A 26730-nucleotide genomic window follows, 5' to 3' on the forward strand; every position below is an offset into this window, starting at 1 on the left:
TTTCGTGTAGGGCTTGCAGGCGTGGTCGCGGACGCAGCCATGGCAAAGGGGGGGTCAGTGTCACGATTTTTTGACGACTTGCAGTTCAATCCATCCCTAGAGCAACTATTGGAGATTCAGAAGGAACGAAAAGTTACAGTACTCACAGGCTACAACAATTCCGGAAAATCGGCCTACCTAAAGAAAATGGCCGAGAACGAGCGAGTCCTTTATCTAGGCCCGAATCGGTTTTACTCATTTCATTTCATGTCTCTTTTTAACCATGACGAGAACGAATTAAGCAATTTTCGTCAAAATATGTTCAATCAGCGACAATCCCAGTACTCTAATTTCGAGAGCAGCTTCTATGACACAAACCGAGCATTGACACGCTTAACGAACGAGCGTCGCCAAAAGCTATTTGAAGTTTTCCAAGAGCTGTTCGGGGTTGAAATTTCCGTTAGATCAGAGTTTGAGAACAACGAGTTCAGCAATCGCTACGTCAACATCGATGGCGATAGCCTTAGCGTTACCTCAAGCGGCACACGCCTTTTCCTCGGCGTGCTCGCAGCCTTGATGGACGAACGCTTCCAAACCGTCGCTTTAGATGAGCCCGAGCTGGGGCTATCACCCGTATTGCAAACAAAACTCGCCCCTCTGATCGTTGCACGCGAACGCGACGACGAGCTGTTCCCCCATAATCCCCGATTCTTGATAACGACGCATTCACATAGTTTTCTTGATAAGGGAACGCCATCAAACAACTTCATTGTCAGTAGAAATGGCAACAATATTCAAGCTAGGCAGTGCCTAGACAAACAAGAACTAATAGACATTCACTTTAGAATGCTAGGTAACGACCTAGGAAATCTCTATTTGCCAGATGCAATAATATTCGTAGAAGGTGAGACAGATAAAATTTATATACAAAGAGTACTTTGTATGTTGCTTCCAAATCACAAGATAGTGGTAGAAAGTAGCGGCGGAGATATCGCAGCTAGGTTGAATTCTTGGTCTAGTGCGTTGGGTGATCTGCAGACGGGGCCATACCGCCGTCGCACTTTCGTTGTTGCAGACGCGGTCATGCAGTCGGGGCTGCAGCGATTGGTGGAGAGGCTTGGCATTCCTGTGCAGAACGTGGTGAAGTGGGACGGCAACGGAATTGAGTACGTGTACCCACCGGCGCTTCTAGGCTCGATCTTTGGAGCGACGGTTCACAGTACGAGCGAACTGATCATCGTGGGAGATCGCGTGTCGGCTCACGGTGTTACCAAGACCAAAATGGAACTTGCGCAGGCCTTGTCTGCTCACATCACCTCAAGCACAGAGTTTCCTAGGGAAGTTCAGATCAAGCTACTAGGTCCGCTTAGAAACGCTATTGTCCCGGACCACTGAGCTGCAAAGGTGAGCAAACGAACTAGGTATTCGTCGATATCCGCCAGCCTGACTTTAGGATCAAATTCTAAACCCTATCCCAGCCGCCCCAGCACCGGAAAATTCTCCAGCAGCCAGTACGACACCGTCTGCACGCCACCGGTGAGGAAAAACACGCCAGCGACCACCAGCAGCGCGCCGATCGCCTTTTCGACGCGGCCGAGATGGACGCGGAATTTGCCGAGGAAGCGCATGAAAGCGCCGGAGAACAGCGCGGCAATCAGGAACGGGATACCGAGGCCGAGCGAATAGGCGGCGAGCAGAAGAGCCCCCTCGCCGACCGTCTCGCGGCCACCGGCCAGCGTCAGGATCGGCCCCAGCACCGGGCCGATGCAGGGCGTCCAGCCGAAGGCGAAGGCAAGGCCCATGACATAGGCGGCGACGGCGCTGGCCGGCTTGCCCTGCGACTGGAAGCGCGCCTCGCGTGACAGAAGCGGGATGCGCAGGATGCCCAAAAAGTTCAGGCCCATCAGGATGATCAGCACGCCGGCGCCCATCGCCAGCGGCTCCTGCCAGACGCGCAGCAGCCGGCCGATGGTCGACGCGCCGGCGCCTAGCGCGACGAACACGGTGGAAAAACCGAGCACGAAGGCGATCGAGGAATAGAGCAGCGCGCCGCGCGCGCCCTCGCGTGCCGTCGCACCTGCATTGCCGCGGAAATCGTCGACGGAGACGCCGGCCATGTAACAGAGATAAGGCGGCACCAGCGGCAGCACGCATGGCGAAAGGAACGAGATGGCCCCCGCCCCGACCGCGCTGACATAGCCGATATCCAATGCCATTCCAAAACTCCAACCTTTGGCGTCCGATATAGCGGCACGCCGGTTCGTCCGCCAATCACCATCGTGGCAAGTCATCGCGGGCGGGGAAGAAAGCATCCGCGCAGGGCGTTGACACGACGAGGCCGCGATTTCCCGCGCGCCTTCGAATATCAGCCACGGAGATTTCCATGAAAGCGATAACTGCGGCGCTGGCCGCGCTCCTGCTCAGCACCGCCGCATCCTTTGCCGCCGAAGCGTGGAAGGAAGCCGAGGTCAATGGCACCAAGATCTACACCGACGCCAATGGCATGACGCTCTACACCTATGACAAGGACGAGAAGGGCAAGACCAACTGCTACGACAAGTGCGCCACCAACTGGCCGCCGCTGAAGGCCAAGGCCGGCGCCAAGGCGGACGATGAATGGAGCGTCGTCGACCGTACCGACGGCACCAAGATGTGGGCCTATGACGGCAAGCCGGTTTACACCTTCATCAAGGACAAGAAGGCCGGCGACGTGACCGGTGATGGCGTCGCCGGCGTCTGGCACGTTGTCAAGGCGGACTGATTTCCCCATCGGGAGTTCCGCCAAACGGGACTTCTCACCGGCCGCCGGGCATCCCTCCAAGTCCGGCGACCGGGCCGTCACGGACTCGACTTGACCCATTCCAGGCCGATTGGACCAGCAACAAATTGAACCTCTCCCAATCTTCCGAGGCTTGCGCCCACTCATTCTAAAATATGTGATGTTCTCCATACACTCTAAGAGTGTATTGCTGTCAGCGGCCCCGCAATTTGGGCGCTTGCCCTTGACCGGATGCAAAAGCGCGGCCATGTGAGCGACGAACAGAACCGAGATTTCGTCGCGCGCAGCGGAATTCTTCTGCCGCATCACAGCTGATATGAGACCTCATGGACGTCGTCGTCGTCGAATCGCCGGCCAAGGCAAAAACAATCAACAAATATCTGGGCAGGAACTACAAGGTTCTGGCCTCGTTCGGCCATGTCCGCGATTTGCCGGCCAAGGATGGCTCGGTGCGCCCGGATGAAGATTTTGCCATGTCCTGGGCGGTCGACACCGCCTCCGGCAAGCGGCTCGCCGACATCGCCAAGGCAGTCAAGGACGCCGACGGCCTGATCCTCGCCACCGACCCGGATCGCGAAGGTGAAGCCATCTCCTGGCACGTTCTGGAAGTGCTCAAGCAGAAGCGCGCGCTGAAGGACAAGCCGGTCAGCCGCGTCGTCTTCAACGCCATCACCAAATCGTCGGTGCTGGAGGCGATGGCCAATCCGCGCCAGATCGATGCGCCGCTGGTCGACGCTTATCTGGCCCGCCGCGCGCTCGACTATCTCGTCGGCTTCACCCTGTCGCCTGTCCTGTGGCGCAAATTGCCGGGCGCCCGCTCCGCCGGCCGCGTCCAGTCGGTGGCGCTGCGCCTGGTCTGCGACCGCGAATCCGAGATCGAGCGCTTCATCCGCGAGGAATATTGGCAGATATCAGCTCTCCTCGGCACACCGCGCAACGAGACCTTCGAAGCCCGCCTCACCGCCTTCGAGCGCAAGAAGCTGCAAAAGCTCGACATTGCCAACAAGGCACAGGCCGACGACATCAAGGCGATGCTCGAAGGCGCCACCTTCAAGGCGCTGTCCGTCGAAGCCAAGCCAACCAAGCGCAACCCCGGTCCGCCCTTCACCACCTCGACATTGCAGCAGGCCGCCTCATCGGGCCTCGGCTTCTCGGCCACGCGCACCATGCAGGTGGCCCAGCGGCTCTATGAGGGCATGGAGATCGGCGGCGAAACCACCGGCCTGATCACCTATATGCGAACCGACGGCGTGCAGATGGCCCCCGAGGCGATCGACGCCGCGCGCGATGCCATCGCCAAGGAATTCGGCCCGAAGTACCTGCCGGAGAAGCCGCGCCAATACACCGCCAAGGCCAAGAACGCGCAGGAAGCGCACGAGGCCATCCGGCCGACGGATTTCATGCGCACCCCCGCATCGGTCAGGCAATATCTCGATTCCGACCAGATGCGGCTTTACGAACTGATCTGGAAGCGCGCCATCGCCAGCCAGATGCAGTCGGCCGAGATCGAGCGCACCACTATCGAGATCGAGGCGCTGAATGGCGCCCGCACCGCTGAACTTCGCGCTGTCGGTTCGGTCGTTCGCTTCGACGGCTTTATCGCCGCCTACACCGATCAGAAGGACGACGACGCCGAAGACGAGGAAAACCGCCGTCTGCCGGAGATCCGCTCCGGCGAGCAGCTTGCCCGCCGCGCGATCAATGCCACCCAGCACACGACCGAGCCGCCGCCGCGCTACTCCGAGGCGTCGCTGATCAAGAAGCTGGAAGAACTCGGCATCGGCCGCCCCTCGACCTACACCGCGATCCTGAAGACGCTCGAGGACCGAGACTACGTCACCATCGACAAGCGCCGGCTGGTGCCGCAGGCCAAGGGCCGCCTGCTGTCGGCCTTCCTGGAAAGCTTCTTCGAGCGCTATGTAGAGTATGACTTCACGGCATCGCTGGAAGAAAAGCTCGACGAGATCTCCGACGGAAAGCTCGCCTGGAAGGACGTGCTGCGTGATTTCTGGAAGGATTTTTCGGGCGCCGTCGCCGACATCAAGGAGCTGCGCGTCACCGATGTGCTCGATGCGCTGAACGAGGAACTGGCGCCGCTGGTTTTTCCCGCCCGCGAGGACGGTTCCAACCCGCGCATCTGCCCGAAATGCGGCACCGGTAATCTGTCGCTGAAGCTCGGCAAGTTCGGCGCTTTCGTCGGCTGCTCGAATTATCCCGAATGCTCCTTCACCCGCCAGCTCGGCGACGCCGCCAATCCCAATGGCGAGAATGGCGGCGGCGAGGACGGCACCAAGGTGCTGGGCAAGGATCCTTATACGGCCGAGGAAATCACGCTGCGCTCGGGCCGCTTCGGCCCCTACATCCAGCGCGGCGACGGCAAGGAGGCAAAGCGTTCGAGCCTGCCCAAGGGCTGGACGCCTGATTCCATCGACCATGAGAAGGCGCTCGCCTTGCTGGGGCTGCCGCGCGACGTGGGCAAACATCCCGAATCCGGCAAGATGATCTCGGCCGGCCTCGGCCGTTACGGGCCGTTCGTGCTGCACGATGGCACCTACGCCAATCTCGACAGCATCGAGGATGTGTTTTCCATTGGCCTCAACCGTGCCGTCACGGTGATTGCCGAGAAGCAGTCCAAGGGCAAGGGTGGCCGCAATGGTGGCACGGCTGCGGCTCTGAAGGAGCTTGGCGACCATCCGGATGGCGGCGGCAAGATCGTCGTGCGCGACGGCAAGTACGGCCCCTACGTCAATTTCGGCAAGGTCAACGCCACGCTGCCCAAGGGCAAGGATCCGCAATCGGTGACGATCGAGGATGCGCTGGCGCTGATCGCCGAAAAGGAAGCTAAGGGCGGCGGTGGCAAGAAGCCGTTCCGCAAGGCGGCGGCAACCAAAGCCCCCGCCGCCAAGAAAACAGCGGCCAAGAAGCCGGCCGCGAAGAAAAAAGGTTAGAACGGCGTGGCGCGCAGGATCACCGGAAGAAGTCACGGCGATCCCCGCACCGCCGACACCCGGGCCAAGGTCAAGGACCATTATCGGCCCTCGCGCGACGAAATCCTGCGCTATATCGCCGAAAACCCAGATCGCGCCGGAAAGCGCGACATCGCCAAGGCGTTCGCGCTGCGCGGCGACGACCGCATCTGGCTGAAGGATCTCCTGCGCGACCTGCAGGACGAAGGCGTTCTGACCAAGGAGCGCAAGCGGTTAGCCCGGGTCGGCGCCCTACCCCATGTCGCCGTGCTTGACATCTTTGGCCGCGACGGCGATGGCATCTTGCTGGCGCACCCGGCCGAGGCATTCGGTCCGGGCGAGCCTCCCGTGGTCTCGATCCGCGTTTCGCGCAGCGGCAACGGTCCCGCGCCAGGCATCGGCGACCGCGTGCTGGCCAAAACCTTCCCGACCGACGATCCGTCAGGGCCTGCCTATACCGGCCGGGTGATCAAGATCTTCGAGAAGCGCACGGACGCTGTCCTCGGCGTCTTTCGCGTGCTTCAGGACGGCAGCTTCCGCATCGAGCCGGTGGAACGGCGCCAGCCCGAGCTGATCGTCGACAAGGAATTCCAGAACGGCGCCAAAAACGGCGATCTTGTCGAAGTCGAGCCAGCGCGAGCCTCCCGCTTTGGGTTGCCCCGCGCCAAGGTGCTGAATGTGCTGGGTTCGCTGACCAGCGAAAAGGCGGTTTCGATGATCGCCATCCACGCGCACGACATTCCCCACATTTTCCCGGCCGACGTCATTGCCGAATCCGAGGCGGTGAAGCCCGCGACGCTTGACCATCGCGAGGACTGGCGCGACCTGCCGCTGGTTACCATCGATCCGGCCGACGCCAAGGACCATGACGACGCGGTCTTCGCCACCCCTGATCTCGACGAGAAGAACCCCGGCGGCGTCATCGCGACGGTCGCCATCGCGGATGTCGCGGCCTATGTCCGCCATGGCACGGCGCTCGACCGCGAAGCGCTGAAGCGCGGCAATTCGGTTTATTTCCCAGATCGCGTCGTGCCGATGCTGCCCGAGCGCATCTCCAACGATCTCTGTTCGCTGCGCGAGGGTCAGGATCGCCCGGCACTCGCGGTGCGCATGACCTTCTCCGCCGAGGGCAGAAAGATCAGGCACTCCTTCCACCGTGTCATGATGAAGTCGGCGGCCAAGCTGGCCTATAGCCAGGCCCAGGCCGCGATCGACGGTGTACCAGACGACAAGACCGGCCCGATCCTCGACACTGTGCTGAGGCCGCTGTGGGAGGCCTATGCGATCCTCAAGCGCGGCCGCGACGGCCGCCAGCCGCTGGAACTCGACCTGCCGGAGCGCAAGATCCTGCTCAAGCCGGATGGCACGGTCGACCGCGTCATCGTGCCGGAGCGGCTCGACGCCCACAAGCTGATCGAAGAGTTCATGATCCAGGCCAATGTCGCCGCGGCCGAAACGCTGGAAGGCAAGAAGCAGGCGCTGGTCTATCGTGTCCATGACGCGCCGTCGCTGGCCAAGCAGGAATCGCTGCGCGAATTCCTGCAGACGCTTAGCCTGTCATTGGCGCGCGGCGCCCAGATGCGGCCCAGCCAGTTCAACGGCATTCTTGAGCGTGTGCGCGGCGCCGACAATGAGGCGCTGGTCAACGAAGTGGTGCTGCGCTCGCAGAGCCAGGCCGAATATTCACCCAAGAACATCGGCCATTTCGGGCTCAACCTCAGCCGTTACGCTCATTTCACCTCGCCGATCCGCCGCTACGCCGACCTGATCGTGCATCGCGGACTTATTGCCGCGCTCGGTCTCGGCCCCGGCGGGCTGACGCAGGATGAGGAGGCCCGCCTCGAAGATGTTGCGGTGCTGATCTCCGGCACCGAGCGGCGCGCGATGGCTGCCGAGCGCGACACGGTCGACCGGCTGATCTCGGCCTACCTCGCCGAGCGCATCGACGACCGCTTCGACGCCCGCATCTCCGGCGTCACCAAATCAGGACTTTTTGTCCAATTGCCGCAATATGGCGCCGATGGTTTCATCCCGGTGTCAACTTTGGGCGGCGATTACTATATATACGATGAAACGGCCCGCTCCCTGTTCGGAGAACGCTCGGGCAAAGGCTACCAGCTCGCGGACCGCGTCGAGGTCCGGCTCGTCGAGGTGGCGCCAATGGCCGGCGCGATGCGCTTCGAGATGTTGACCGACCCAAAGCCCCTGCCAGGCTCCAGCAGGTCGTTTCACAAGGCTAAGGGCCGCGCCCGTGCGTCGCAATCGCGACCGGGGTCGCGCGGCAGGAGACGATGATGGAACAACAGGTTTTTGGTGGCGAACATCACTCTGGCCGGGTTGCCCGCCCCTTGTGGACGGCGATGAAGCGGGGCTTCTTGGGCCGCTGCCCGAACTGTGGCGAAGGCAAGCTGTTCCGCGGCTTCACCAAGACTGTCGAAACCTGCAGCGTCTGCGGCGAGGAGATCCATCACCATCGCGCCGACGATCTGCCGGCCTACCTGGTCATCGTCATCGTCGGCCATATCGTTCTCGGTGCCTTCATGGGCGTGGAAGCGACCTCGACGCTCTCCACCTGGCAGCACATTGCAATATGGGTGCCCTTGACCATCCTGCTCTCCATCGCGCTGCTGCAACCGGTCAAGGGTGCCGTCATCGGACTGCAATGGGCGTTCTATATGCACGGGTTCGGTGGCCAAAAGGATGGGACGGAGTCCCACCACGGCGCCTAAGGCGCCGCTGGCGCAACACGCCAATCGGTAAGGCCACTTTCGCATGCAAGAAGTTTCCGCTAGGTCCCTGCGCATGGAAGCATTGACCAAGGCGGATGCCGACAAGCTCGACAAGGGTCTTGCCACGCATGGCGGCGGGCGCCTGCGTCCGCGTGACGCCGCGACGCTCATCCTGCTCGACCGCAAGGGCGACGACGTCCTGGTGTTGATGGGGCGCCGCCACGCCGCACACGCTTTCATGCCAGGCAAGTTCGTGTTCCCCGGCGGCCGAACCGACCCTGCCGACAGCCGCATACCGACAGCGACGGCACTTGACCAGCACGAAGAAGCCAAGCTGACGGCCGGCCCCGGCCGCACCAGCCGCGCCCGCGCCCGCGCCATTGCCTTGTCGGCGGTCCGCGAGACCTACGAGGAAGCCGGCCTGCTGATCGGCCGCAAAGGCGCCTTTGCCACGACCAGGCGCGATTGGCAGGGTTTCGTCGAACATGGCGTGGCACCGTCGCTGGAAGCATTGCGCTTCGTCGCGCGCGCCATCACGCCGCCGAACCGGGTACGCCGCTTCGATACCCGCTTCTTCAGCGCCTGGCGTGGCGATGTCGCCGTCGAACTGCCCGATGGCGGCCCGACCAATGAATTGGAGGAACTGGTCTGGCTGCCGCTCGCCAAGGCCAAGCAGGCCGACATACCCGACATCACTCGAATGATCCTGGACGAGCTGGAAAAGCGGCTCGCCGACGATCCGCTGCTGCGTCCGGGCGGACCTGTCCCTTTCTACCGGCTTGTCCGCAACCACTTCACCCGTGAACTTCTCTAAGCAATTCCAGGAACACTGTGCCGCGGTTTTCCCACGGGAATTGCGCAAGATCAAAAAGACAGAGTATTCAGCATCCCATGACGGTCGATACCCAACCACAGGGCGACGAACGCGTACACTGGCTGCCGATGGTGGCGGCGATTTCGTCGATCAGCGTCGTCGGCATCGCCATTGGCCTCGGCATGCCCTTGCTCAGCGTCATCCTGGAAACACGCGGTCATTCGGCCTCGATGATCGGCCTGAACACGGCTGTCGCCGGCCTGGCCTCGATCGCCGGGGCGCCGCTGGCCACGCCGCTCGCCATGCGCTTCGGCGTGGCCTGGACCATGATCGCCATGATTGCCACCGGCGCGCTCGCCTTTGTCGGTTTCCATTTCGCGCCCGATTTCTGGATGTGGTTTCCGCTGCGCGTCGTTCTGCACATCGCGCTGACCGTGCTGTTCATCCTGTCGGAATTCTGGATCAGCACGTCGGCGCCGCCACACCGGCGCGGCCTTGTGCTTGGCATCTATGCCACCGTCCTGTCGCTCGGCTTTGCCGCCGGGCCGTGGCTGTTCGCCCATCTCGGCAGCTCCGGCTTCAGGCCGTTCGGCGTCATCATTGCCCTGGTGACGCTGGCTGCCATACCGGTGCTCGCTGCGCGCAACGAAAGCCCGACCATCGTGGCCGACAGCGAAACCAGCCACTTCCTGCGTTATATCTGGCTGGTGCCGACCGCGACTTTCGCCGTGCTCGTGTTCGGCGCGGTTGAGACAGGCGGCTTCGCGCTGTTCCCGGTCTACGGCAACCGCATCGGTTATTCCGAGGCCGACGCGGCGCTGCTGCTGACCATGATCGGCCTCGGCAATGTGCTGTTGCAGATTCCGATCGGCATGATCAGCGACCGCGTCTCCGACCGGCGTTATCTCTTGCTCGCCTGCGCCACGGTCGGCCTCGTCGGCACGATATTCATGCCGTTCTTTGCCGCGAACTGGCATTTGATGGCCGCGCTACTCTTCGTCTGGGGCGGTGTCGTCGCCGCCATGTACACGATCGGCCTCGCCCATCTCGGCTCGCAGCTCTCCGGCCACGAACTGGCCTCCGCCAACGCCGCCTTCGTGCTCTGCTACGGCGTCGGCATGGTTCTTGGCCCGCAGGCGATCGGCATCGGAATGGACAGTTTCGGGCCTTCCGGATTCGGCTGGTCACTCGGCCTGTTCTTCGGCGCCTACATCGCCCTGGTCTGCTTCAGGCTCGTGCGCAAGCTCCTGCTGTAACGCTGTGCCGTCGAGTGCCCTTATCCGCCGCGCCGCGGCGGATGCTGACAGAACCGTGTCAGGAGCGTCCGGTTAAAAGAGTGTCCCTGATACCCGAAGTTGAGGACACTGCCATGATCGACAGCGGCTTTGAGACCACATCACTGCGAATGACGCTTCTGCTGCTTGTAACCTTCCAGGCTCCAGCTGCCGATGTTGACCGCATCATGGACGCGGTTGTCGCGATCGCACCGCTCGCCATGGGCAAATATGACCGCAACGCGTATCAGTCGGCACACGGCATCGAGCGCTACAGGCCGCTTGAAGGGGCCGCGGCCGGCGCCGAGACCGAATTGCGCCGCCGCCCGGGCACGGTCGAGGTTTCGTTCGAACTGCCCGACGACCAGACGCTGGCGGCCCGCGTCGTCGAAGCGATCTTCCAGGCACATTCCTATCAGGAACCGGTGATCCGCATCCAGCCGATCCTTGCCAGCCGCTCCAAGGGGCTGGACGACCGTGCCAATCCGAATCGCTGGTGGAACACGACCGGAGACTGGAAGAAGGTTGCGGTATCCGAGGCGGAAACCGCCTGATTTATGCGTTCTGGGCAGCTTGGGCGGGCCACATCAGGCCAGCCGGGCTTGACTTTCCAGGCACGTTCTTTATGTGTCGCGCCAAGTTTCCCGCGTCCGGGTGTTTTCCCGTGCTCCAGCGGCCAAAACCCCACGAACATAACGGACTGAGATCATGGCCAAAGCCGCAAACATCAAGATCAAGCTTCTGTCGACCGCCGACACCGGTTTCTTCTACGTCACCAGCAAGAACAGCCGTACCAAGACCGACAAGCTGTCGTTCCGCAAGTACGACCCGGTCGCCAAGAAGCACGTCGAATTCAAGGAAACCAAGATCAAGTAATCTGGTTTTTCCTCTGGAATGCCAAACGCCGCCCATCGGGCGGCGTTTTTCGTTTGGCCGGGCGGGCGAAGTCCGTCAGCCCGGCTGAGCGCCTTAGAGCCGGATGATTTCAGGTCGAGTCGACCTGAAATCTAAATCCGTCTCTAAATCAAAGAGATAGAGTATGATGTCGTCCGAAAACCGCTTCACACTTTTCGGCATCATGCTCTAGCCGATGCGGTCGCCGCTCTTCTCGTCGAACAAATGCAGCAATGCCGGATCGGCCGACATGCGCACCATGTCGCCGGGCTTCACGGCCGCGCGCCCCATCGCAAAGACGCAAAGCTGCTGGCCGGCCAGCTTGACGTAGAACTGCGTCGACAGGCCGAGCGGCTCCACCACTCCCACTTCGCCTTGCAGCGTGCCGTCGTCAGCCAGCCGGATATGCTCGGGCCGCAGGCCGACGGTGATGACGTCACCGTCCCTGAGCGGCAGGCCGTCCGGCAGCCGAAGCTTCTGGCCATCGGACAACACGGCGTCCACCTTGCCGCACTTCTCCACCGTGGCCGGCAGGAAATTCATTCCAGGCGAGCCAATGAAGCCGGCGACGAACATATTGGCCGGCCGGTCATAGAGATCGAGCGGCGCCCCCACCTGCTGGATCAGCCCGTCATGCATGACGACGATGCGGTCGGCCATGGTCATCGCCTCGATCTGGTCGTGGGTGACGTAGACCGAAGTGGTCTTCAACTGCTGGTGCAGCGCCTTGATCTCGGCGCGCATATGAACGCGCAGCTTGGCATCGAGGTTCGACAGCGGCTCGTCGAAAAGAAAGACCTTGGGATCGCGCACGATGGCACGGCCCATGGCAACACGCTGGCGCTGGCCGCCGGACAATTGCCTGGGCAGGCGTTGCAGGAACGCATCGAGCCCCAGCCGCTTGGCGGCACCATCGACGCGCGCGTCGATCGCCGGCTTCTCGGCCTTTCGCAGCATCAGGCTGAAGCCCATGTTCTTCGAGACGTCCATATGCGGATAGAGCGCATAGGACTGGAACACCATGGCGATATCGCGGTCCTTGGGTGCAACATCGTTGACCAGCCGTTCGCCGATGCGGATCTCGCCGCCCGAGGCTTCCTCGAGCCCGGCGATCATGCGCAACAGCGTGGACTTGCCGCAGCCGGACGGACCGACCAGCACGACGAACTCGCCATCGGCGATTTCGAGATCGACCGCGTGCAGGACGCGCACGGCGCCATAATCCTTGCGGACCTTTTCGAGCGTGACAGAGGCCATCGGTCTATCCTTTGACGGCGCCGGCGGTCAGGCCGGTGACGAGATAGCGTTGCAGGAAAGCGAAGAAGATGCAGACCGGGATCAGCGCCAGGATCGACGCCGCCATCATCTGTCCCCAGTCGACGGCGAACTTGCCGATGAAGGTGAGCAGGCCGACGGCGAAGGTTTTCTGGTCGTCGCTGGAAATCAGCATCAGCGCGAACAGCAGCTCGCTCCAGGCGGCGGTAAAGACGAAGCCCAGCGTCGCGCCCATGCCGGGCAGCGTCAGCGGCACGATCACCTTGCGCATCGCCTGCGCGCGCGTGCAGCCGTCGATCATCGCCGCCTCCTCCAGGTCCTTGGGGATGCCGTCGAAGAAGGACTGCATCAGGAAGGTGGCAAAGGCGGTGTTGAAGGCGGTGTAGATGATGATCAGCCCGGTCAGGCTGTTGATCAGGCCGATCTGCCCCATCACGCGGTAGATAGGCGGAATGACCATCACCAGCGGAAAGGTCTGGGTCAGCAGCAACATGAGAGCCAGTGCAGCCTTGCCGCGAAAGGTGAAGCGGGACATGGCGTAGCCGGCGAGCGTGGCGATGACCGTGACCAGTGCCGACGTCGACACCGAGACGATGACGCTGTTGAGGAAATAGCGCGGGAAATCGGTGGCTTCGAGCACGGTCACGAAATTCTGCAACGTCATGTGCGACGGCCAGAAGGTGATGCCTTCGGAATAGAGCAGCCGCTCCGGCGTGACCGAGATCTTCAGCGTCCAGTAAATCGGGAACAGAGCGAAGACGACGTAGGCGGCGATCGCGGCGTAGAGGCCGATGCCACCGAAGAAGCGCTGTGATGCTGAGCGTCCGGCAATCATCAGACGTGCCTCACAAGCGAGCGGCGGATGGCGATGAGCACGATCGCGTAGGCGATGAGCAGGACCAGCAGCAGCACGGCCACGGCCGAGGCATAGCCCTTGTCCAGCGACTTGAAGGCGCTGACATAGATGTAGACCGGCACCGTGTTGGTCGAGCCGGCCGGTCCGCCCTCGGTCATGACGAAGATCAGGTCGGCGAAAGTGGCGATCCAGATGGTGCGCAACATCACCGTGATGGCGATGGTCGGGGCCAGGAAAGGCAGCGTCACCTTGGTGAAACGTTGCCACGGCGAAGCGCCGTCGATCGCCGCCGCTTCATGCAGTTCCGAGGGTATAGACTTCAGCGCCGCCAGCAGCGTTATGGCGAAAAACGGAATGCCGAACCAGACATTGGCGATGATCGGCCCCCACATGGCGGTGGAGGGATCGGACAGGACGTTGGTCGGTTCGGCCTTCAGCCCCAAGGCGAAGAGCCAGTGCGGCAGCGGACCGACGATCGGGTTGAACAGCCAGGCCCAGGTCAGGCCCGACAGGAAAGACGGCACCGCCCAGGGCAGGAAGACCAGTGCCTGCACCGCCTTGCGGCCTGGGAAAGGCTTGTCGAGCAGCAGCGCCAGGCCAAGGCCGAGGAAGAACTGGAAGAACAGGCTGGCCGCCGTCCACCACAACGTGTTGATCAGCGCCTGGCCCAGCACCTGGTCCGACAGCATCGCCTGATACTGGCCGAACCCGACATACTCGGACTTGAAGGCCGAAAATTTGCGGAAGGAATAGCTGATGCCGATGACCAGCGGCACGAGCAGCACCACGACCAGCAGGATGATCGCCGGGCTGAGGTAGAGCCAAGGCTCGATCGTCGCGTAGGAGAGCCGCTTTTTTCGCGGCGCCGCTGCGGACCGAATTTCGGATACGGCATAGGTCATTTGGCTGAGAAATGGCTCCCTGGAGCGGCTGGATGGACAATGAGCGTCCTTCTCCCCGTTTACGGGGAGAAGATGCCGGCAGGCAGATGAGGGGCGGCGCCAGCTTTTCAGAACTTGGCGCAGCCCCTCATCCGGCCCTATCGGGCCACCTTCTCCCCGTGAACGGGGAGAAGGGAAGAAAAGCTACTTCTTGTTCTTCGCCAGCCAGTCCTGCTGTTCCTTGGTCAGGAAGGCAGCCCACTGGTCGGCGACCTCCTTGGCCGTCTTCTGGCCGAGCAGCACTTCCTGGAAGTTCTTGATCGCGACCTGGTCGACGAAATTGCCGAGGTTTTCCAGATGCGTCGGCGGCGTCACCATTTCATATTTGGAGCTGTCGCTGAGTTCCGTGAACCAGCCCTTGAACTGCTCGGTCTTGAAATGGGGATCCTGGTCGGCACCGTTGTGGATCGGCACGACGCCGACTTCCTTGGCCCATTCCAGATTGTCCTTCGGCGACAGAAGCGTCGCCATCAGCTTCCAGGCATCATCCTTGTGCTGCGAGTTGGCGAACATCGCCCAGCCGGCATAGCCGAGGGTCGGATAGGACTTTCCGCTTGGTCCGACCGGCAGCGGCGCCACGGCGAAGTCGTCGGCGCTCATCTTGTCGGCGATGCCGAGCAGCGCGTCCGGATCCTGATTGAGCATGGCGCAAGTGCCGGAGTAGAAGCCGGTGACGGTTTCGTTGAAGCCCCAGCTTACGGCATCCTTCGGCGCTAGACCATTCTTGTACATGTCGGCCAGCATCTGCAGGCCCTTGACCGAGCCTTCTTCATTGATGGTCGAGGTGCCGTCCTCGTTGAAATAGCCGCCCTTGCCCTGAGCGATGTTCATGAACATGTGCATGCCGTTGAAGGCGCCCGGCCCGCCGCGCAGGCAGTAGCCGTATTTTCCGGGAATGGCCGAGATCTTCTTGGAATCGGCGACAAACTCGTCGAGCGTCGCTGGCGGGCCGTCAAGACCAGCCTCCTTGAACAGCTTCTTGTTCCAGAACAGCGCGTTCACATAGTAGCCATAGGGGATCATGAACTGGGTGTTGTTGACCGTCGAGCCGAACTGTTTGGCGCGGTCGCCGAGCGTCTTGGCGTCGTCCCACTTGGCCATATAGGGGCCGAGATCCTCGAGCTGGGCATTGTTGGCGTAAAGCCCCATCCAGCGTTCCGGCATCTCGACCACATCGGGCGTGTCACCGGCCTGCACCATGGTCAGGAATTTCTCGAAAGCCTGGCCCCAGGGCAGCGAGACCAGTTCGACCTTGACGCCTGGATTGGCCGCCTCGAACTCGGCGATCTGCTTCTTGAGGAATTCGGTGCGTGGCGGGCTGGTGATCACCTCGACCATTTTCAGGGTTGAATCGGCGAGCGCGCCACCGGCGGAAATCGCCAGCCCCGCGACGGTGGCAAGCATGACGGTCAGTTTTTTCATGTTCAAGACTCCCATTTTGAACCCGCTTGTTATTTTCTGGCTTTTTCGAGGGCCTGGGCGACATCCGCCCAGAGATCCTCGACACTTTCCAATCCGACATTGAAGCGGATGGTTCGGGGGCTGACGCCGAAGCGCGCCATCGAATTCAGTCCTGGCGTCTGCTCCAGCGACGCCTTGGCCGGTACGACCAGGCTCTCATGCCCACCCCAGCTGACGCCGATGCGGAAATATTTCAGCGCGTCGACGAAGACGGGAATGTCGATGTCCTCGGTAACCTCGAACGAGAACAACCCGCCATAGCCGGCAAGCGTCGCCTTGCCCGGATGGTTCGAATAGGCCGGATGGTTCACCCGCTCGACATCGCCATGCGCCTTCAGCCGCTCGGCGATGGCAAGCCCGCTCTTCATATGGTGCGGCAGGCGCAGCGGCAGCGTGCGCAGGCCGCGCAGCAAAAGCCAGGCCTCGAACGGCGACAGCTTGCCGCCGAGATAGGAATAGGTCTGCTCGTTGATCTGCTTGATATGCGCTGCCGAGCCAGCCACCACGCCGGCGACCGTGTCGCTGTGGCCGCCGAGATATTTCGAGGCCGAGTGCAGCACGAGGTCGACGCCGTGCGAGATCGGCTTCTGGAACACCGGCGTCGCCCAGGAATTGTCGATGGTGGTGACGATGCCCTGCTCTTTTGCCAGCCGGGTCAGATGCGGCAGGTCCTGGAGCTCGAACACCATCGAGGTCGGGCTTTCCAGATAGAGCAGCTTGGCGCCGGGAAGCGCCGCCGCGACCGCGTCCGGGTCGGAACCGTCGACATAGTCCACCTTGATGTTGAGCCGCGGCAGGAGCCGCTCGAACAGCCGGTAGGCATCGCCATAGCAGTTGCGTACAGCAACGATGCGCTCGCCCGCCCCGACGAAGGCAAGCACGGTGGCGCTGATCGCCGCCATGCCGCTGGAGAAGCCGCGTGCGGCCTCTGCACCCTCGAGCGCGGCGACACGAGCCTCGAACTCCATGACCGTCGGATTGTCGCCGCGGGAATAGATCGGCTGCTTTCGTTTGCCGGCAAAGGTATCGGCCATTTCCGCATAATTGGCGAAAGTGAACAACGAGGTCTGGTAGATCGGCGGCACGACGGCGCCGCCGGGAAACGGTTCGTCATGCGCCAAAAGCGTCGCCGCCTCGGCGAGATAATCGTGGTCGAAACCGTCTGGATGCCCGTTCATTTCAGGTCCGAAAGTTTGAGTTTGGCCGCACCGCGCTTGAGGTCGTCCTCGACGGTGGCGATGAGCTTGAGCGCCTCGTCGCGGGCGCCCTGCGGATCCCGCGCGGCGATACGTTCGTAGATGGTGCGGTGATAGGGAAAGCTGGCATGGCCGAAATCGCGCACACCGAGCGGATGCTCCCAGAAGCGATGGAACAGTTCGTGCATGGCCGCGATGATCTGTTCGAACAGTGGATTGCCGGAGACCCGGTAGATCGCCTGGTGGAATTCCCAGTCCTCTTCCGACGACATGCCATCAAGGGTGCGAAACGCCTGCTCCATGATATCGAGCTTGCCCTCGATCTCGGCAATGTCGGCCGGGCTTGCCCGCTCGGCGCACAGTGCCGCTGCTTCCGCCTCCAGCGCGCGGCGTATTTCCAGCGTCTGCATCAGGCTGGTGAAGTCATTGCCGCCCGCCAGCGTCAGCGGCAAATGCAGCATGTCGGGCGAGACGGCCGCCTTGAGAAACGTGCCGCTGCCTTGCCGGCGTTCGACCAGGCCCAATCCTTCCCACCGCGTCAGCGCCTCGCGCACCGTGTTGCGGCTGACCTTGAGCCGTTCGGCTAGAATGCGCTCGGTCGGCAGTCGCTCGCCAGGCCGCAAGGCCTCGGCGCGGACGAAGCCCACCAATGCCTTCAGCACGGCGTCGTCACGCGCCGTCGTCTGAATTGGTGGCAGGCTGTTCTGGTCCACATTTCCTCCAAGTGGTCCAATGGTCCAACCAATTTCTGCACGGATGGAGCCTCCTGTCAATTGCTTGTCAGGAGACAGCTGGCCATCGGCCTGTGGAAGGTGACGCGCTGCGTTCGGAGGGGCGCCCGGCTCCGGCATCCGGTCCGAACCATCTGGTCAGCGCATCGGCCAATCCCTGTCCATCCTCAACGCCAACCCAGGCCACGTATCCATCGGGCCGGATCAAGACCGCATCGGGTGCGGCGACCGTTCCGAGTACGGGAAGCTCCCAGGCACCGGCATACGATGCGTCGATCTGCCGGATCCGGTCGGCCCAAGGCGCAATGTCCAGCCTGCCTGGCTCACCGAAATTGAGGAGCAGCGGCCGCGCGTCGTGGAGCAACGTGAACAGTCGCAACGGCCCATCAGCGGTGGAGAGATCGAGGTCGGGTATTCGTCGCCCAAGCAGCGCGTGCCCCTCCCCGAGATCGTAGTGGACACCCAGGCCAGACATCTCCGCGGCGATCCGTTTGCGTGGCCCATCCATGGCGAGCAGTTCGGCGAATGTGTCGCTCAAGGCCTTGGTGCGAGCATCCATCCGGCGAAGCGCGACCTGCGCCATCGCGTTGCGCAGCACGCGGGCGGCGACCGGATGGCGTTCGGCATGGTAGCTGTCGAGGAGGCCTTCCAGTGACATCCGCTTGACCACCTGGGCCAGCTTCCACCCCAGGTTCACCGCGTCCTGCACGCCGATATTGAGGCCCTGTCCGCCCATTGGGGGATGGATATGCGCGGCGTCACCGGCCAGCAGAACACGTCTGTCGCGGTAAGCGGCAGCCTGCCGCGTCATGTCGGTGAACCGGGAAATCCAGGTCGGACTGTGGACCCCGTAATCGGTGCCGTAGACACCGACAAGCGCCTCGCTGAGATCGCGCAGTGTCGGTTCGCCACCAATGGTCAGTTGTCGCTCGGTCAGCACGATACCCACCCGGCCGTCTTCCTCAATCTTGCCGATCGCATGGATACCATGGGCGTCACTGCGAAAGCCCAATGCTGGTTCCTCCGCCGTCTCGACCTCGGCGATTATCCAGCTCATCGTCGGATCCCATCCATCGAACGCGATCCCCGCGGCCTTGCGGATCATGCTGCGCCCTCCGTCGCAGCCGACGAGATACTGCGTCCGCAACCGCTGGCCGCCAGACAGATCGATGTCGACGCCACCATTATCCTGTGCGAAGCCCGTGACGTCCTGCCGGCGATAGATCGGCACGCCGAACTCGCTGATCCAGTCGGCCAATATCCGCTCGATGTGGTTTTGCCGCAGTGCCAGCAGATAGTTGTGCCGCGTGGGAAAGTCGCTGATGTCCAATCGGATCATGTGGAAGCCCACCGACGGCGATGTCTGTCCCTGCGAGAGGAACCGGTCGGCAATTCCGCGCTGGTCGAGCACCTCGATGGTGCGTGCGTGCAGGCCGCCCGCGCGCAAACCGACGAGTTCCTGGTTTGGCCGCCGCTCGACAACGGCCACATCGACGCCCGCCAATGCGAGTTCGCCAGCCAGCATCAACCCGGTCGGACCACCTCCGGCGATCACCACGGCATGATCCCGACGCACTCGGTCTCCTGGCAACAATTCCGGCATTTCGCCACTCCCGTTTCCGTTAACCTGGGTCGTGGTTCTACGGGAACAGCCGGGTCTTGCCGCAAGCCCCTTGCACGCCATATGTATGAAATGGAGGGGCTGGCTCCTCTTCTTCCCCTTATGCATATGGCGGCGAAAAGTCGCGGTGTTGCCAAGCAATAGCACGCGAGGGTGCAACCGAAGCCGTTACAGTCCAGAAAAGCGGGACCTGCCGCAAAAAAGCCCCGGTTCTTCCGGGGCTTGACGCAGATTCCTGATATCATATCGGGCAAAGGGGGCCGGTCGGCGTTTGGCAGCGGTACGAGGAGGCCACTATGTGCCAGCGCCGGCCGGCCGACCCCACGGACCCAGGAGATGCGGCGGACCTGAGCATCATGGGGTATTCGAGGATCGAGCCGGCTGTCTACCTCGTGCCGGCTTCGTCTTGGCCTTCACATTTGCGCAAGAGCTTATGGAAATCAACAGTTTCTTAACCAAGGCTCGCGAATCGCTTGGATTAAGGTAAATGGGTAACCCTGTTGGGGTTGACCGGATAATCGGGCCCGGAGCGTCAGGCTGCCTTGGCAACGACGCGGTTGCGGCCGCCGCTCTTGGCTTCGTAGAGCGCGAGATCGGCGCGTTTCATCAGTGCCGCCACCGTGTCCACGCCCTTCAGCACCGATGACACGCCAACACTGACGGTGACCTCGATCGTCTTGCCCTCGGCGCCGATGGCGAACGGCATCTGGGCGATTTCGGCACGAATGCGCTCGGCCACCTTCTCGGCCACTGCGCCGTCGGTATCGGGCATTACCACCACGAACTCCTCGCCGCCGAACCGGCAGGCAAGGTCGATACCCCGGACGTTCTTGCGCAGCCGCCGCGCGAATTCGCGCAGCACCTCGTCGCCGCCGTCATGCCCATGCGCATCATTGATGGACTTGAAGCGGTCGAGATCGGTGATCATCACCGACAGCGGCCGGCGCCGCGCCACGGCGCGATCGAACAGCGTCTGCAGATGGCTGTCTAGATAGCGGCGATTGTGCAGCCCCGTGAGGCCGTCGGTCACGGCCATTTCGATGGTCTGGGTGACACTGGCGCGCAATTGGTCATTGTAGCGCTTGCGGCGCACCTGGGTACGCAGCCGCGCCGTCAGTTCCTGCTGGTCGATCGGCCGCATCAGATAGTCGTTGATGCCGAGTTCGAGCCCTCGGATGATGCGCTCCTCCTCGCCCTCCTCCGCCAGCAGGATGATCGGCACGAAACGGGTGCGGTCGAGCGAGCGCAGTTGCGAGCAGAGCCTGAGCGGATCGAAATCGGCGAAGGCCGTCGAGATCATCACGCATTCATAGGGCGTCTCCGCGGCCTGGAAGAACCCGGCATGCGGATCGCCGGTGACGTCGAGGTCGGCACGATCGCGCAGCATCTTCTGGATGCGCTCGACCGACGATTTGCGCTCGTCAATCAAAAGCACCTTCGGCGTCGTGTCCTCGGACGCGAAATTGCGGCTCAAAAGTTCTTCGATGCCGATGTTGCGCGTGGTCGAGGCGCGCAGCCGAAGCTCGTCGGTCAACGACTTCAGGCGGACTAGGCTCTTGACGCGCGTCATCAGCTGCAAGTCGTTGACCGGCTTGGTCAGGAAATCGTCGGCACCAGCCTCGAGCCCGCGCACGCGGTCGGTGACCTGATCGAGCGCGGTGATCATCACCACCGGAATGTGCGACGTCGCCGGATCGCTCTTCAATCGCCGGCAGACCTCGAACCCGTCCATGTCGGGCATCATTACGTCGAGCAGCACGACATCGACCTTGCCGTTCTCGCAGGTCTCGATCGCATCGGCCCCATTGGTGGCGGTCAGAACCTCGAAATACTCGGCCAGCAGCCGGACTTCCAGCAGCCTCACATTGGCAGGGATGTCGTCGACGACGAGGATCCGCGCAGTCATTTCACAACGCTCCGGCTCGGCTGGAAGGGTACATCAGGCATCGCCCAGATAAGATTTGATGGTTTCGATGAAACGCGGCACCGAGATCGGCTTCGAAATATACGCCTCGCAGCCGCCTTGGCGGATGCGTTCCTCGTCGCCTTTCATCGCAAAGGCAGTCACCGCAATCACCGGGATGACGTGCAGATCGTCGTCCTCTTTCAGCCATTTGGTCACTTCCAGTCCCGACACTTCGGGCAGCTGGATGTCCATCAGGATGAGGTCCGGCCGGTGCTGGCGCGCCAGGTCGAGCGCCTCCAGACCGTTGCGGGTGCGCACCGTCTCGTAACCGCTTGCTTCGATGAGGTCCCGAAAGAGCTTCATATTGAGCTCATTGTCCTCGACGATCATGACCTTCTTAGGCATCGGCATCCCGTCCCGGCCGTCCTCCACCCGGAGGTGGCCGTCATGCGCTCTTTCCTTGAACGCACCAAACCCTGCTTCACTATACGGCAATATGATTGACGAAACGGAAACCCGAAGCCTGCAAAGCAGCACGAATTCCGCCTCGCCTCCCTGCGCGTCCAAAAGGCGCGCCACACGCTAGTGGCTTGCCGCAAGCAGTTCTTGCCATTACTGCGGGAGAGACTCATTCCACGCACCGAAGGTAGTGATGGCAAACGCAGCGTCAATGCGCGAAGAGGCGGAAACCATTGCCGTCAAGGCACTGGGCTTCGTTGCCACCGATCCGGAGCTTTTACCGCGCTTTCTGGCAATCACGGGAATAGAGGCGCATTCGATCCGCCGGGCGGCCGGCGAGCCGGGTTTCCTGGCCGGCGTCCTGCAGTTCATTCTTGCCCACGAGCCGACCTTGATGCGCTTCGCCGAGGAAACCGGCACGCCACCAGCGGCTGTCGGCAAGGCGTTGCGCGCCTTGCCGCTTGGCGATGACAATCACGAGCACTCCACATGAGCGATGATCCCGAAACCGCGCGCCAGATCGAGGAACTGGCGGCTGATGACCGACCGCTGCTGGTGCTCGATGTCGACGACGTGGTGCTCGAATTCATCCGGCCCTTCCCGCATTTCCTCAAGGCGCGCGGCTATGGCCTGACGCTGGCGTCCTTCCGGCTGACCGGCAACATTGCCGAGACAGCCAGCGGCCGCCTGATCGAACAACCCGAAGTCACCGCACTCCTGGGCGATTTCTTCGACGCGCAAGCCGATTGGCAAAGCATCACCGATGGCGCCGCGGAAGCCCTGACCGGACTTGGAGACCGTGCCGAAATCATATTGCTGACAGCCATGCCGCACCGGCATCGCGCCGTGCGACGCGCCCATCTCGATGCACTGGGGCTAGCCTATCCGCTGCTGACCACCGAAATGGCCAAGGGGCCGGCGGTAGCCAAACTGCGCGGCAGGAGCGGGCGGCCGGTGGTCTTCGTCGACGATCAGCCAGCCAATCTGGCGTCGGTGCGTGACTCGGTCGCCGACGCAAATCTTTTCCATCTGATGGCCGACAATTCGCTGCGTAGGTTCCTGCCATCGGTCCCGGACGATGTCATCGTCGTCCAGGATTGGCACGAAGCCGCGCCTAAGATCGCTGGCGCGCTGGGGTTCTAATCCAGGCGTTCTGGTGCGATCCCGGACCGAAAAAACGGTTCCGGAATTGCTCGAGGGCAGAACACTCAAGGATTGAGCTTCGCCCCTGCCCCGCCGTTAGCGCCGCCGCCATTATCGCTACCGCCATTGTCGCCGCCGCTCTCATCGTCCGAACCGTCACCGTCGTCGACGCTATCGTCCACCGCCGGGTCGGCGGGCTTCAGCATGACGCCGTTGACGGTGACCGAGCCGTCGGCCTTGGTGTTGATAGCCCATTCCAGCTTGCCGTCCGGCAGCGTCTTGGCAAAACCCTTCGCCATGAGAGCGACAGGCACGTACTGCCCGACTTCCGGCTCCGCCTTCGCCGCTTCCTGCAGATGCTCCATGATCTTGTCGAAGCCAGCGACGTCGACAGTGAGATTTGCGTCGGGTTTCTGGCCGAAGCTTGTCATCTCACCTTCCAGCGCGATCTCCATGTCCTTGTTCTTTACGGTACTGTGGCCGATGACGACCTTCGGCGTCTTGGCCAGGAATTCGGCTTTGAGCTGGTCGCCGAACTCGGCCGGCAGCGGCGGATCCTGGTTGAGATCAAAGGCTTCGATGGCCTTCTTTGCCATGCTGTCGAGATCGATGTTGGCGCCGCCGAAATTCAGGTCGATATCGGTGGGCAGCAGCGCCACGCTCCAGCTCGGCAAAAGCTGTTGCGGCACGGTCAGCCCCGAAGCCTTGATACCATAGCTGACCTTTCCGTTCTGGGCGACGCCGTCGGAACCGAACGCTATGCCGAACTGGGTTGCTCCGAACGGGCCGATCGGGCTGTCGACCGCGAAGTCCTTGAAGCCATAGGTTCCGTCGATACGCTCCCACACCGGAAGCGCTGCAAGCAGAAGCGACTTGAGCTGCGCCTGGTTTGCCTTCAGCGTCTTCTCGTCCTCATTGGCCACGGCAAACGCCAGGAGATCGAGCAGAGGCTTGGTCTGCACGCCCTTACCGCTGGCCTCCACGGAAAATTCCGGCGACTTCACGGTGACGGGAAAATTCAGCCCGCTCTCGGCATCGTCGAATTTTATCGCTTCGACGAAGTTCGAAATCTTTTGCGACGTCGTGAAATCAACGCCGCCATTGGTCGCCTTGGTCGCGGAAAGCGTCACGGTACCGGCACCGGCGGTCACATCCATCCTTTGCTTGGCGTCCTGCGACGACATCGTCATCCCGGCCATCGAGCTCGTGGCGCTGGTGAAGGCCGCCAGCTTGGGGTCGTAGACGCCGTTGCCCTTGCCATCCTTGATCGAGAACTGCGTGCTCTGCTTTCCCTGAGGGCCGTTGAATTCAAAGGAGGCGCTCTGCGAAAAATCCATCGAGACATCCCAGGACCCGTCGCCGCGCGGCTTGACCAGCAGGGCATAGGGCGCAAAGTCGAATTTCACCAGCTTCTCGTCGGGAAAGCTGCTGGCCAGCGCCTTGAAATCGACCACGATCTTGTAGGCGGCGCCTTCGGCCGAAACCTTCAGGATGCCCTTGTCGAGCGCCTGTTTGCCGACATAGCGCGACAGATCATCGGACAACTGCTTGGCGCCCTGACTGTCGACGGTCTGGCCGAAAGCAGGCGCGCTCAGCAGGAACGCGGTAAAGGCAATAGGCAGCATACGGTTCACGGGAATTCTCCGTTCGTCAAAAAGGCAAAAATGGTTTCGTATCTCTGGTAGGGAAATACCATCGCGACCGCAAGACGATGACAGTCAGGCAATCGGCTTCAACACCAGCCGCATCAGCGGCCGACCGGCCTTGCGCTCCACAAGCCTTTCGAACCCGGCTTTCTCGAACACCCCCGATGACCCGACAAACAGGCCGATCGAACGCGAATCGCGCGAAAGGTCGATCGGGCAGGCCTCTACGAGCCGCGCCCCGTTCCTGCGGGCGAACTCGATGCCGCCTTCGACGAGGCGGTGGGTGATGCCCCTGCCGCGCGCCTTGGCGCGGATGAAAAAGCACGAGATCGCCCAAACGGCCGGATCGGACGCGTCGGCGGGATCGATCGGCGCCGAGCCCCTGCCCTTGTTGTTCCATTCGGGCACGTCGGCGCGTGGCCCGATCTGCATCCAGCCGACCGCCTTGCCGTCCTCGAAAGCCAGCAGGCCGGGCGGCGGGCCGGCCTCGATGCGCGCCTTGATGTGATCCTTGTTGCGTTCACGGCTGCTCTCGCGCCGCGCCGCCGGCGCCAGCCGGAAATGCGTACACCAGCAGCCGTAGCAGGCGCCCTGCTTGCCGAAAAGGTCCTCGAATTCAGGCCAGAGCTCTGGCGCCAGCGGCACTACGGTCGTGCTCATGCGTTCTCCCCAGGCCAGGCTTGTCGCTGGCCTTGCGCTGTCGTACCATTGGTTTTGTTCTCTTTATGTTCGCAGCGATGGCGACCCCTGTCAACAATCCCGACCACGGTTTTTGTCGTGACTGCCTGACCTTTCAGCGCAGTGAAACGCGCCGTTGCGAACGCTGCGGCAGCCCTCGCCTTGCCCGCCATCCCGAGCTTTACCGGCTGCACCTCGCCCATATCGATTGCGACGCCTTCTACGCGGCCATCGAGAAGCGCGACAACCCTGCGCTCAAGGACAAGCCGCTGATCATCGGCGGCGGCAAGCGCGGTGTCGTCTCCACCGCCTGCTACATCGCTCGCATCCGCGGCGTGCGCTCCGCCATGCCGATGTTCAAGGCGCTCGAGGCCTGCCCGGAGGCGGTCGTGATCGCGCCCAACATGGAAAAGTACGTGGCCGTCGGCCGCGAGGTGCGCGCCATGATGCAGGCTTTGACACCGCTGGTCGAGCCGTTGTCGATCGATGAGGCCTTCCTCGACCTCGCCGGCACCGAGCGCCTGCACGGACTGCCACCGGCCGTGGTGCTGGCGCGCTTTTCGCTGGCGGTGGAGAAGGAGATCGGCATCACCGTTTCATCAGGCCTGTCCTATTGCAAATTCCTCGCCAAGATAGCGTCCGATTTCCGCAAACCGCGCGGCTTTTCCGTCATCGGCGAGGCGGAGGCGGTCGGCTTTCTGGCCACGCAGCCGGTGACCATGATCTGGGGCGTCGGCAAGGCGTTCAACGCCACGCTGGAACAGGATGGCATCCGCACGATCGGCCAGCTCCAGAAGATGGAGCGTGGCGACCTGATGCACCGCTATGGGGTGATGGGCGAACGGCTCTACCGGCTTTCGCGCGGTGAGGATGTCCGCCGCGTCGACCCAGACCAGGACGCCAAGAGCGTATCGGCCGAAACCACTTTCGACACCGATATCGCCTCACTGGACGAGCTTGTCTCGGTGCTGAGGGGCCTTTCGGAAAAAGTCTCGGCGAGGCTGAAGAAATCAGGCATTGCGGGGCGCACCGTGGTGCTGAAGCTGAAGACTCAGGACTTCAGGCTCCGCACGCGCAACCGTCAGCTCGGCGACCCGACCCGCCTCGCCGACCGCATCTTTTCGACCGGCGTGGAACTTCTTCGCAAGGAGACCGACGGAACGAAATTCCGATTGCTCGGCATCGGCGTCAGCGACCTCTCCGACGATGATAAGGCCGATCCGCCGGATTTGGTCGATGTGCAGTCGCGCAAGCGCGCCATGGCCGAAGGCGCCATCGATGCGCTACGCGACAAGTTCGGCCGCAAGGCGGTGCAAACCGGCTACACCTTCGGCAAGGGCCGCGACGCCCATCCGCCGGAACCGCTGGAAGATTGAACCCGA

Annotated in this window: 24 protein-coding genes; 12 read left to right on the forward strand and 12 right to left on the reverse strand. The window is 62.3% G+C overall.

Going from position 1 to position 26730, the window contains the following annotated elements:
• Window positions 1-39 precede the first annotated feature (39 nt).
• Window positions 40-1374, forward strand: a complete 1335-nt coding sequence (locus tag LB554_RS12540; RefSeq protein WP_224584821.1) for an ATP-dependent nuclease — start codon at window positions 40-42, stop codon at window positions 1372-1374.
• Window positions 1375-1448: 74 nt separating this feature from the next.
• Here the strand turns inward: LB554_RS12540 and LB554_RS12545 are convergent, their stop codons facing one another.
• Window positions 1449-2195, reverse strand: coding sequence for a cytochrome c biogenesis CcdA family protein (locus tag LB554_RS12545; RefSeq protein ID WP_015317638.1), 747 nt, complete (start codon window positions 2193-2195; stop codon window positions 1449-1451).
• Window positions 2196-2362: 167 nt separating this feature from the next.
• On the opposite strand from LB554_RS12545, the gene LB554_RS12550 reads away from it, so the two are divergent.
• The 8 genes from LB554_RS12550 (at window position 2363) to rpmG (ending at window position 11417) form a co-directional block, all read left to right on the forward strand.
• Window positions 2363-2740, forward strand: coding sequence for a hypothetical protein (locus LB554_RS12550; protein ID WP_224584822.1), 378 nt, complete (start codon window positions 2363-2365; stop codon window positions 2738-2740).
• A gap of 344 nt (window positions 2741-3084) precedes the next feature.
• Window positions 3085-5706, forward strand: coding sequence for a type I DNA topoisomerase (topA, locus tag LB554_RS12555; protein ID WP_224584823.1), 2622 nt, complete (start codon window positions 3085-3087; stop codon window positions 5704-5706).
• Window positions 5707-5712: 6 nt separating this feature from the next.
• Window positions 5713-8019, forward strand: coding sequence for a ribonuclease R (gene rnr / locus LB554_RS12560; RefSeq protein ID WP_224584824.1), 2307 nt, complete (start codon window positions 5713-5715; stop codon window positions 8017-8019).
• Window positions 8019-8453 (forward strand): DUF983 domain-containing protein, encoded by a 435-nt coding sequence (locus tag LB554_RS12565; RefSeq protein WP_015317634.1) that lies wholly within the window; start codon window positions 8019-8021, stop codon window positions 8451-8453. Before rnr ends, LB554_RS12565 begins: the two co-directional genes overlap by 1 nt.
• Before the next feature lie 73 nt (window positions 8454-8526).
• Window positions 8527-9267, forward strand: a complete 741-nt coding sequence (locus LB554_RS12570) for an NUDIX hydrolase (protein WP_140616207.1) — start codon at window positions 8527-8529, stop codon at window positions 9265-9267.
• Window positions 9268-9344: 77 nt separating this feature from the next.
• Entirely contained in the window at window positions 9345-10523 is a 1179-nt protein-coding gene (locus LB554_RS12575; RefSeq protein WP_140616205.1) for an MFS transporter, read from the forward strand.
• Window positions 10524-10636: 113 nt separating this feature from the next.
• Window positions 10637-11095, forward strand: a complete 459-nt coding sequence (locus tag LB554_RS12580) for a hypothetical protein (protein WP_140723513.1) — start codon at window positions 10637-10639, stop codon at window positions 11093-11095.
• 154 nt (window positions 11096-11249) lie between these two features.
• The gene (rpmG, locus tag LB554_RS12585) at window positions 11250-11417 is read left to right on the forward strand and encodes a 50S ribosomal protein L33 (RefSeq protein WP_006201775.1); all 168 of its coding nucleotides are present in this window, start codon (window positions 11250-11252) and stop codon (window positions 11415-11417) included.
• A 207-nt stretch (window positions 11418-11624) separates the two neighbouring features.
• Here rpmG and LB554_RS12590 read toward each other — a convergent pair whose 3' ends face one another.
• The 9 genes from LB554_RS12590 to LB554_RS12630 all read right to left on the reverse strand — a co-directional run bounded on the left by LB554_RS12590 (window position 11625) and on the right by LB554_RS12630 (window position 21812).
• Window positions 11625-12692, reverse strand: a complete 1068-nt coding sequence (locus LB554_RS12590; protein ID WP_224584825.1) for an ABC transporter ATP-binding protein — start codon at window positions 12690-12692, stop codon at window positions 11625-11627.
• 4 nt (window positions 12693-12696) lie between these two features.
• Window positions 12697-13545, reverse strand: coding sequence for a carbohydrate ABC transporter permease (locus LB554_RS12595; protein WP_224584826.1), 849 nt, complete (start codon window positions 13543-13545; stop codon window positions 12697-12699).
• A complete protein-coding gene (locus LB554_RS12600) occupies window positions 13545-14468 on the reverse strand; it encodes a carbohydrate ABC transporter permease (RefSeq protein ID WP_224584828.1) in 924 nt (307 codons plus the stop codon). The genes LB554_RS12595 and LB554_RS12600 overlap by 1 nt, the downstream gene beginning before the upstream one ends.
• 183 nt (window positions 14469-14651) lie before the next feature.
• Window positions 14652-15929, reverse strand: a complete 1278-nt coding sequence (locus tag LB554_RS12605; RefSeq protein WP_015317626.1) for an ABC transporter substrate-binding protein — start codon at window positions 15927-15929, stop codon at window positions 14652-14654.
• 29 nt (window positions 15930-15958) lie between these two features.
• Window positions 15959-17146 (reverse strand): PLP-dependent transferase, encoded by a 1188-nt coding sequence (locus LB554_RS12610; RefSeq protein ID WP_140716774.1) that lies wholly within the window; start codon window positions 17144-17146, stop codon window positions 15959-15961.
• On the reverse strand, window positions 17143-17877 hold the full coding sequence (locus tag LB554_RS12615; protein ID WP_140661178.1) for a FadR/GntR family transcriptional regulator: 735 nt from the start codon (window positions 17875-17877) through the stop codon (window positions 17143-17145). The genes LB554_RS12610 and LB554_RS12615 overlap by 4 nt, the downstream gene beginning before the upstream one ends.
• A 67-nt stretch (window positions 17878-17944) precedes the next feature.
• Complete coding sequence (locus LB554_RS12620; RefSeq protein WP_224584830.1) at window positions 17945-19498, reverse strand: FAD-dependent monooxygenase; 1554 nt, start codon at window positions 19496-19498, stop codon at window positions 17945-17947.
• 550 nt (window positions 19499-20048) lie between these two features.
• Complete coding sequence (locus LB554_RS12625) at window positions 20049-21422, reverse strand: PleD family two-component system response regulator (RefSeq protein ID WP_015317622.1); 1374 nt, start codon at window positions 21420-21422, stop codon at window positions 20049-20051.
• Window positions 21423-21455: 33 nt separating this feature from the next.
• Window positions 21456-21812, reverse strand: coding sequence for a response regulator (locus tag LB554_RS12630; protein WP_280110242.1), 357 nt, complete (start codon window positions 21810-21812; stop codon window positions 21456-21458).
• Window positions 21813-22074: 262 nt separating this feature from the next.
• Between LB554_RS12630 and LB554_RS12635 the strand changes: the two genes are divergently transcribed.
• Window positions 22075-22374: a DUF3572 domain-containing protein gene (locus tag LB554_RS12635; RefSeq protein WP_140793364.1), complete on the forward strand. Its 300-nt coding sequence runs from the start codon at window positions 22075-22077 to the stop codon at window positions 22372-22374.
• Entirely contained in the window at window positions 22371-23024 is a 654-nt protein-coding gene (locus LB554_RS12640) for a hypothetical protein (RefSeq protein ID WP_140616187.1), read from the forward strand. Before LB554_RS12635 ends, LB554_RS12640 begins: the two co-directional genes overlap by 4 nt.
• Window positions 23025-23089: 65 nt before the next feature.
• Here LB554_RS12640 and LB554_RS12645 read toward each other — a convergent pair whose 3' ends face one another.
• Together LB554_RS12645 and LB554_RS12650 are read right to left on the reverse strand one after the other, a co-directional pair.
• On the reverse strand, window positions 23090-24649 hold the full coding sequence (locus LB554_RS12645; protein WP_224584950.1) for a hypothetical protein: 1560 nt from the start codon (window positions 24647-24649) through the stop codon (window positions 23090-23092).
• 93 nt (window positions 24650-24742) lie between these two features.
• Window positions 24743-25330: a GNAT family N-acetyltransferase gene (locus tag LB554_RS12650; protein ID WP_015317617.1), complete on the reverse strand. Its 588-nt coding sequence runs from the start codon at window positions 25328-25330 to the stop codon at window positions 24743-24745.
• A 65-nt stretch (window positions 25331-25395) separates the two neighbouring features.
• On the opposite strand from LB554_RS12650, the gene LB554_RS12655 reads away from it, so the two are divergent.
• The gene (locus tag LB554_RS12655) at window positions 25396-26724 is read left to right on the forward strand and encodes a DNA polymerase IV (RefSeq protein WP_224584831.1); all 1329 of its coding nucleotides are present in this window, start codon (window positions 25396-25398) and stop codon (window positions 26722-26724) included.
• Window positions 26725-26730 lie beyond the last annotated feature (6 nt).

The sequence above is a fragment of the Mesorhizobium sp. CO1-1-11 genome (assembly GCF_020164995.1).
GTDB classification, from domain to species: domain Bacteria; phylum Pseudomonadota; class Alphaproteobacteria; order Rhizobiales; family Rhizobiaceae; genus Mesorhizobium; species Mesorhizobium australicum.

Bases quoted from the DNA above. Each gene is read 5' to 3' on its own strand.
- LB554_RS12600 (WP_224584828.1), bottom strand. From the start codon at position 14,468: ATGACCTATGCCGTATCCGAAATTCGGTCCGCAGCGGCGCCGCGAAAA.
- LB554_RS12620 (WP_224584830.1), bottom strand. From the start codon at position 19,498: ATGCCGGAATTGTTGCCAGGAGACCGAGTGCGTCGGGATCATGCCGTG.
- LB554_RS12650 (WP_015317617.1), bottom strand. From the start codon at position 25,330: ATGAGCACGACCGTAGTGCCGCTGGCGCCAGAGCTCTGGCCTGAATTC.
- LB554_RS12540 (WP_224584821.1), top strand. From the start codon at position 40: ATGGCAAAGGGGGGGTCAGTGTCACGATTTTTTGACGACTTGCAGTTC.
- LB554_RS12570 (WP_140616207.1), top strand. From the start codon at position 8,527: ATGGAAGCATTGACCAAGGCGGATGCCGACAAGCTCGACAAGGGTCTT.
- LB554_RS12640 (WP_140616187.1), top strand. From the start codon at position 22,371: ATGAGCGATGATCCCGAAACCGCGCGCCAGATCGAGGAACTGGCGGCT.
- LB554_RS12630 (WP_280110242.1), bottom strand. From the start codon at position 21,812: ATGATCGTCGAGGACAATGAGCTCAATATGAAGCTCTTTCGGGACCTC.
- LB554_RS12590 (WP_224584825.1), bottom strand. From the start codon at position 12,692: ATGGCCTCTGTCACGCTCGAAAAGGTCCGCAAGGATTATGGCGCCGTG.
- LB554_RS12645 (WP_224584950.1), bottom strand. From the start codon at position 24,649: ATGCTGCCTATTGCCTTTACCGCGTTCCTGCTGAGCGCGCCTGCTTTC.
- LB554_RS12595 (WP_224584826.1), bottom strand. From the start codon at position 13,545: ATGATTGCCGGACGCTCAGCATCACAGCGCTTCTTCGGTGGCATCGGC.
- LB554_RS12605 (WP_015317626.1), bottom strand. From the start codon at position 15,929: ATGAAAAAACTGACCGTCATGCTTGCCACCGTCGCGGGGCTGGCGATT.
- LB554_RS12610 (WP_140716774.1), bottom strand. From the start codon at position 17,146: ATGAACGGGCATCCAGACGGTTTCGACCACGATTATCTCGCCGAGGCG.
- LB554_RS12625 (WP_015317622.1), bottom strand. From the start codon at position 21,422: ATGACTGCGCGGATCCTCGTCGTCGACGACATCCCTGCCAATGTGAGG.
- rpmG (WP_006201775.1), top strand. From the start codon at position 11,250: ATGGCCAAAGCCGCAAACATCAAGATCAAGCTTCTGTCGACCGCCGAC.
- LB554_RS12545 (WP_015317638.1), bottom strand. From the start codon at position 2,195: ATGGCATTGGATATCGGCTATGTCAGCGCGGTCGGGGCGGGGGCCATC.
- LB554_RS12580 (WP_140723513.1), top strand. From the start codon at position 10,637: ATGATCGACAGCGGCTTTGAGACCACATCACTGCGAATGACGCTTCTG.
- LB554_RS12655 (WP_224584831.1), top strand. From the start codon at position 25,396: ATGTTCGCAGCGATGGCGACCCCTGTCAACAATCCCGACCACGGTTTT.
- LB554_RS12565 (WP_015317634.1), top strand. From the start codon at position 8,019: ATGGAACAACAGGTTTTTGGTGGCGAACATCACTCTGGCCGGGTTGCC.
- topA (WP_224584823.1), top strand. From the start codon at position 3,085: ATGGACGTCGTCGTCGTCGAATCGCCGGCCAAGGCAAAAACAATCAAC.
- LB554_RS12550 (WP_224584822.1), top strand. From the start codon at position 2,363: ATGAAAGCGATAACTGCGGCGCTGGCCGCGCTCCTGCTCAGCACCGCC.
- LB554_RS12635 (WP_140793364.1), top strand. From the start codon at position 22,075: ATGGCAAACGCAGCGTCAATGCGCGAAGAGGCGGAAACCATTGCCGTC.
- LB554_RS12575 (WP_140616205.1), top strand. From the start codon at position 9,345: ATGACGGTCGATACCCAACCACAGGGCGACGAACGCGTACACTGGCTG.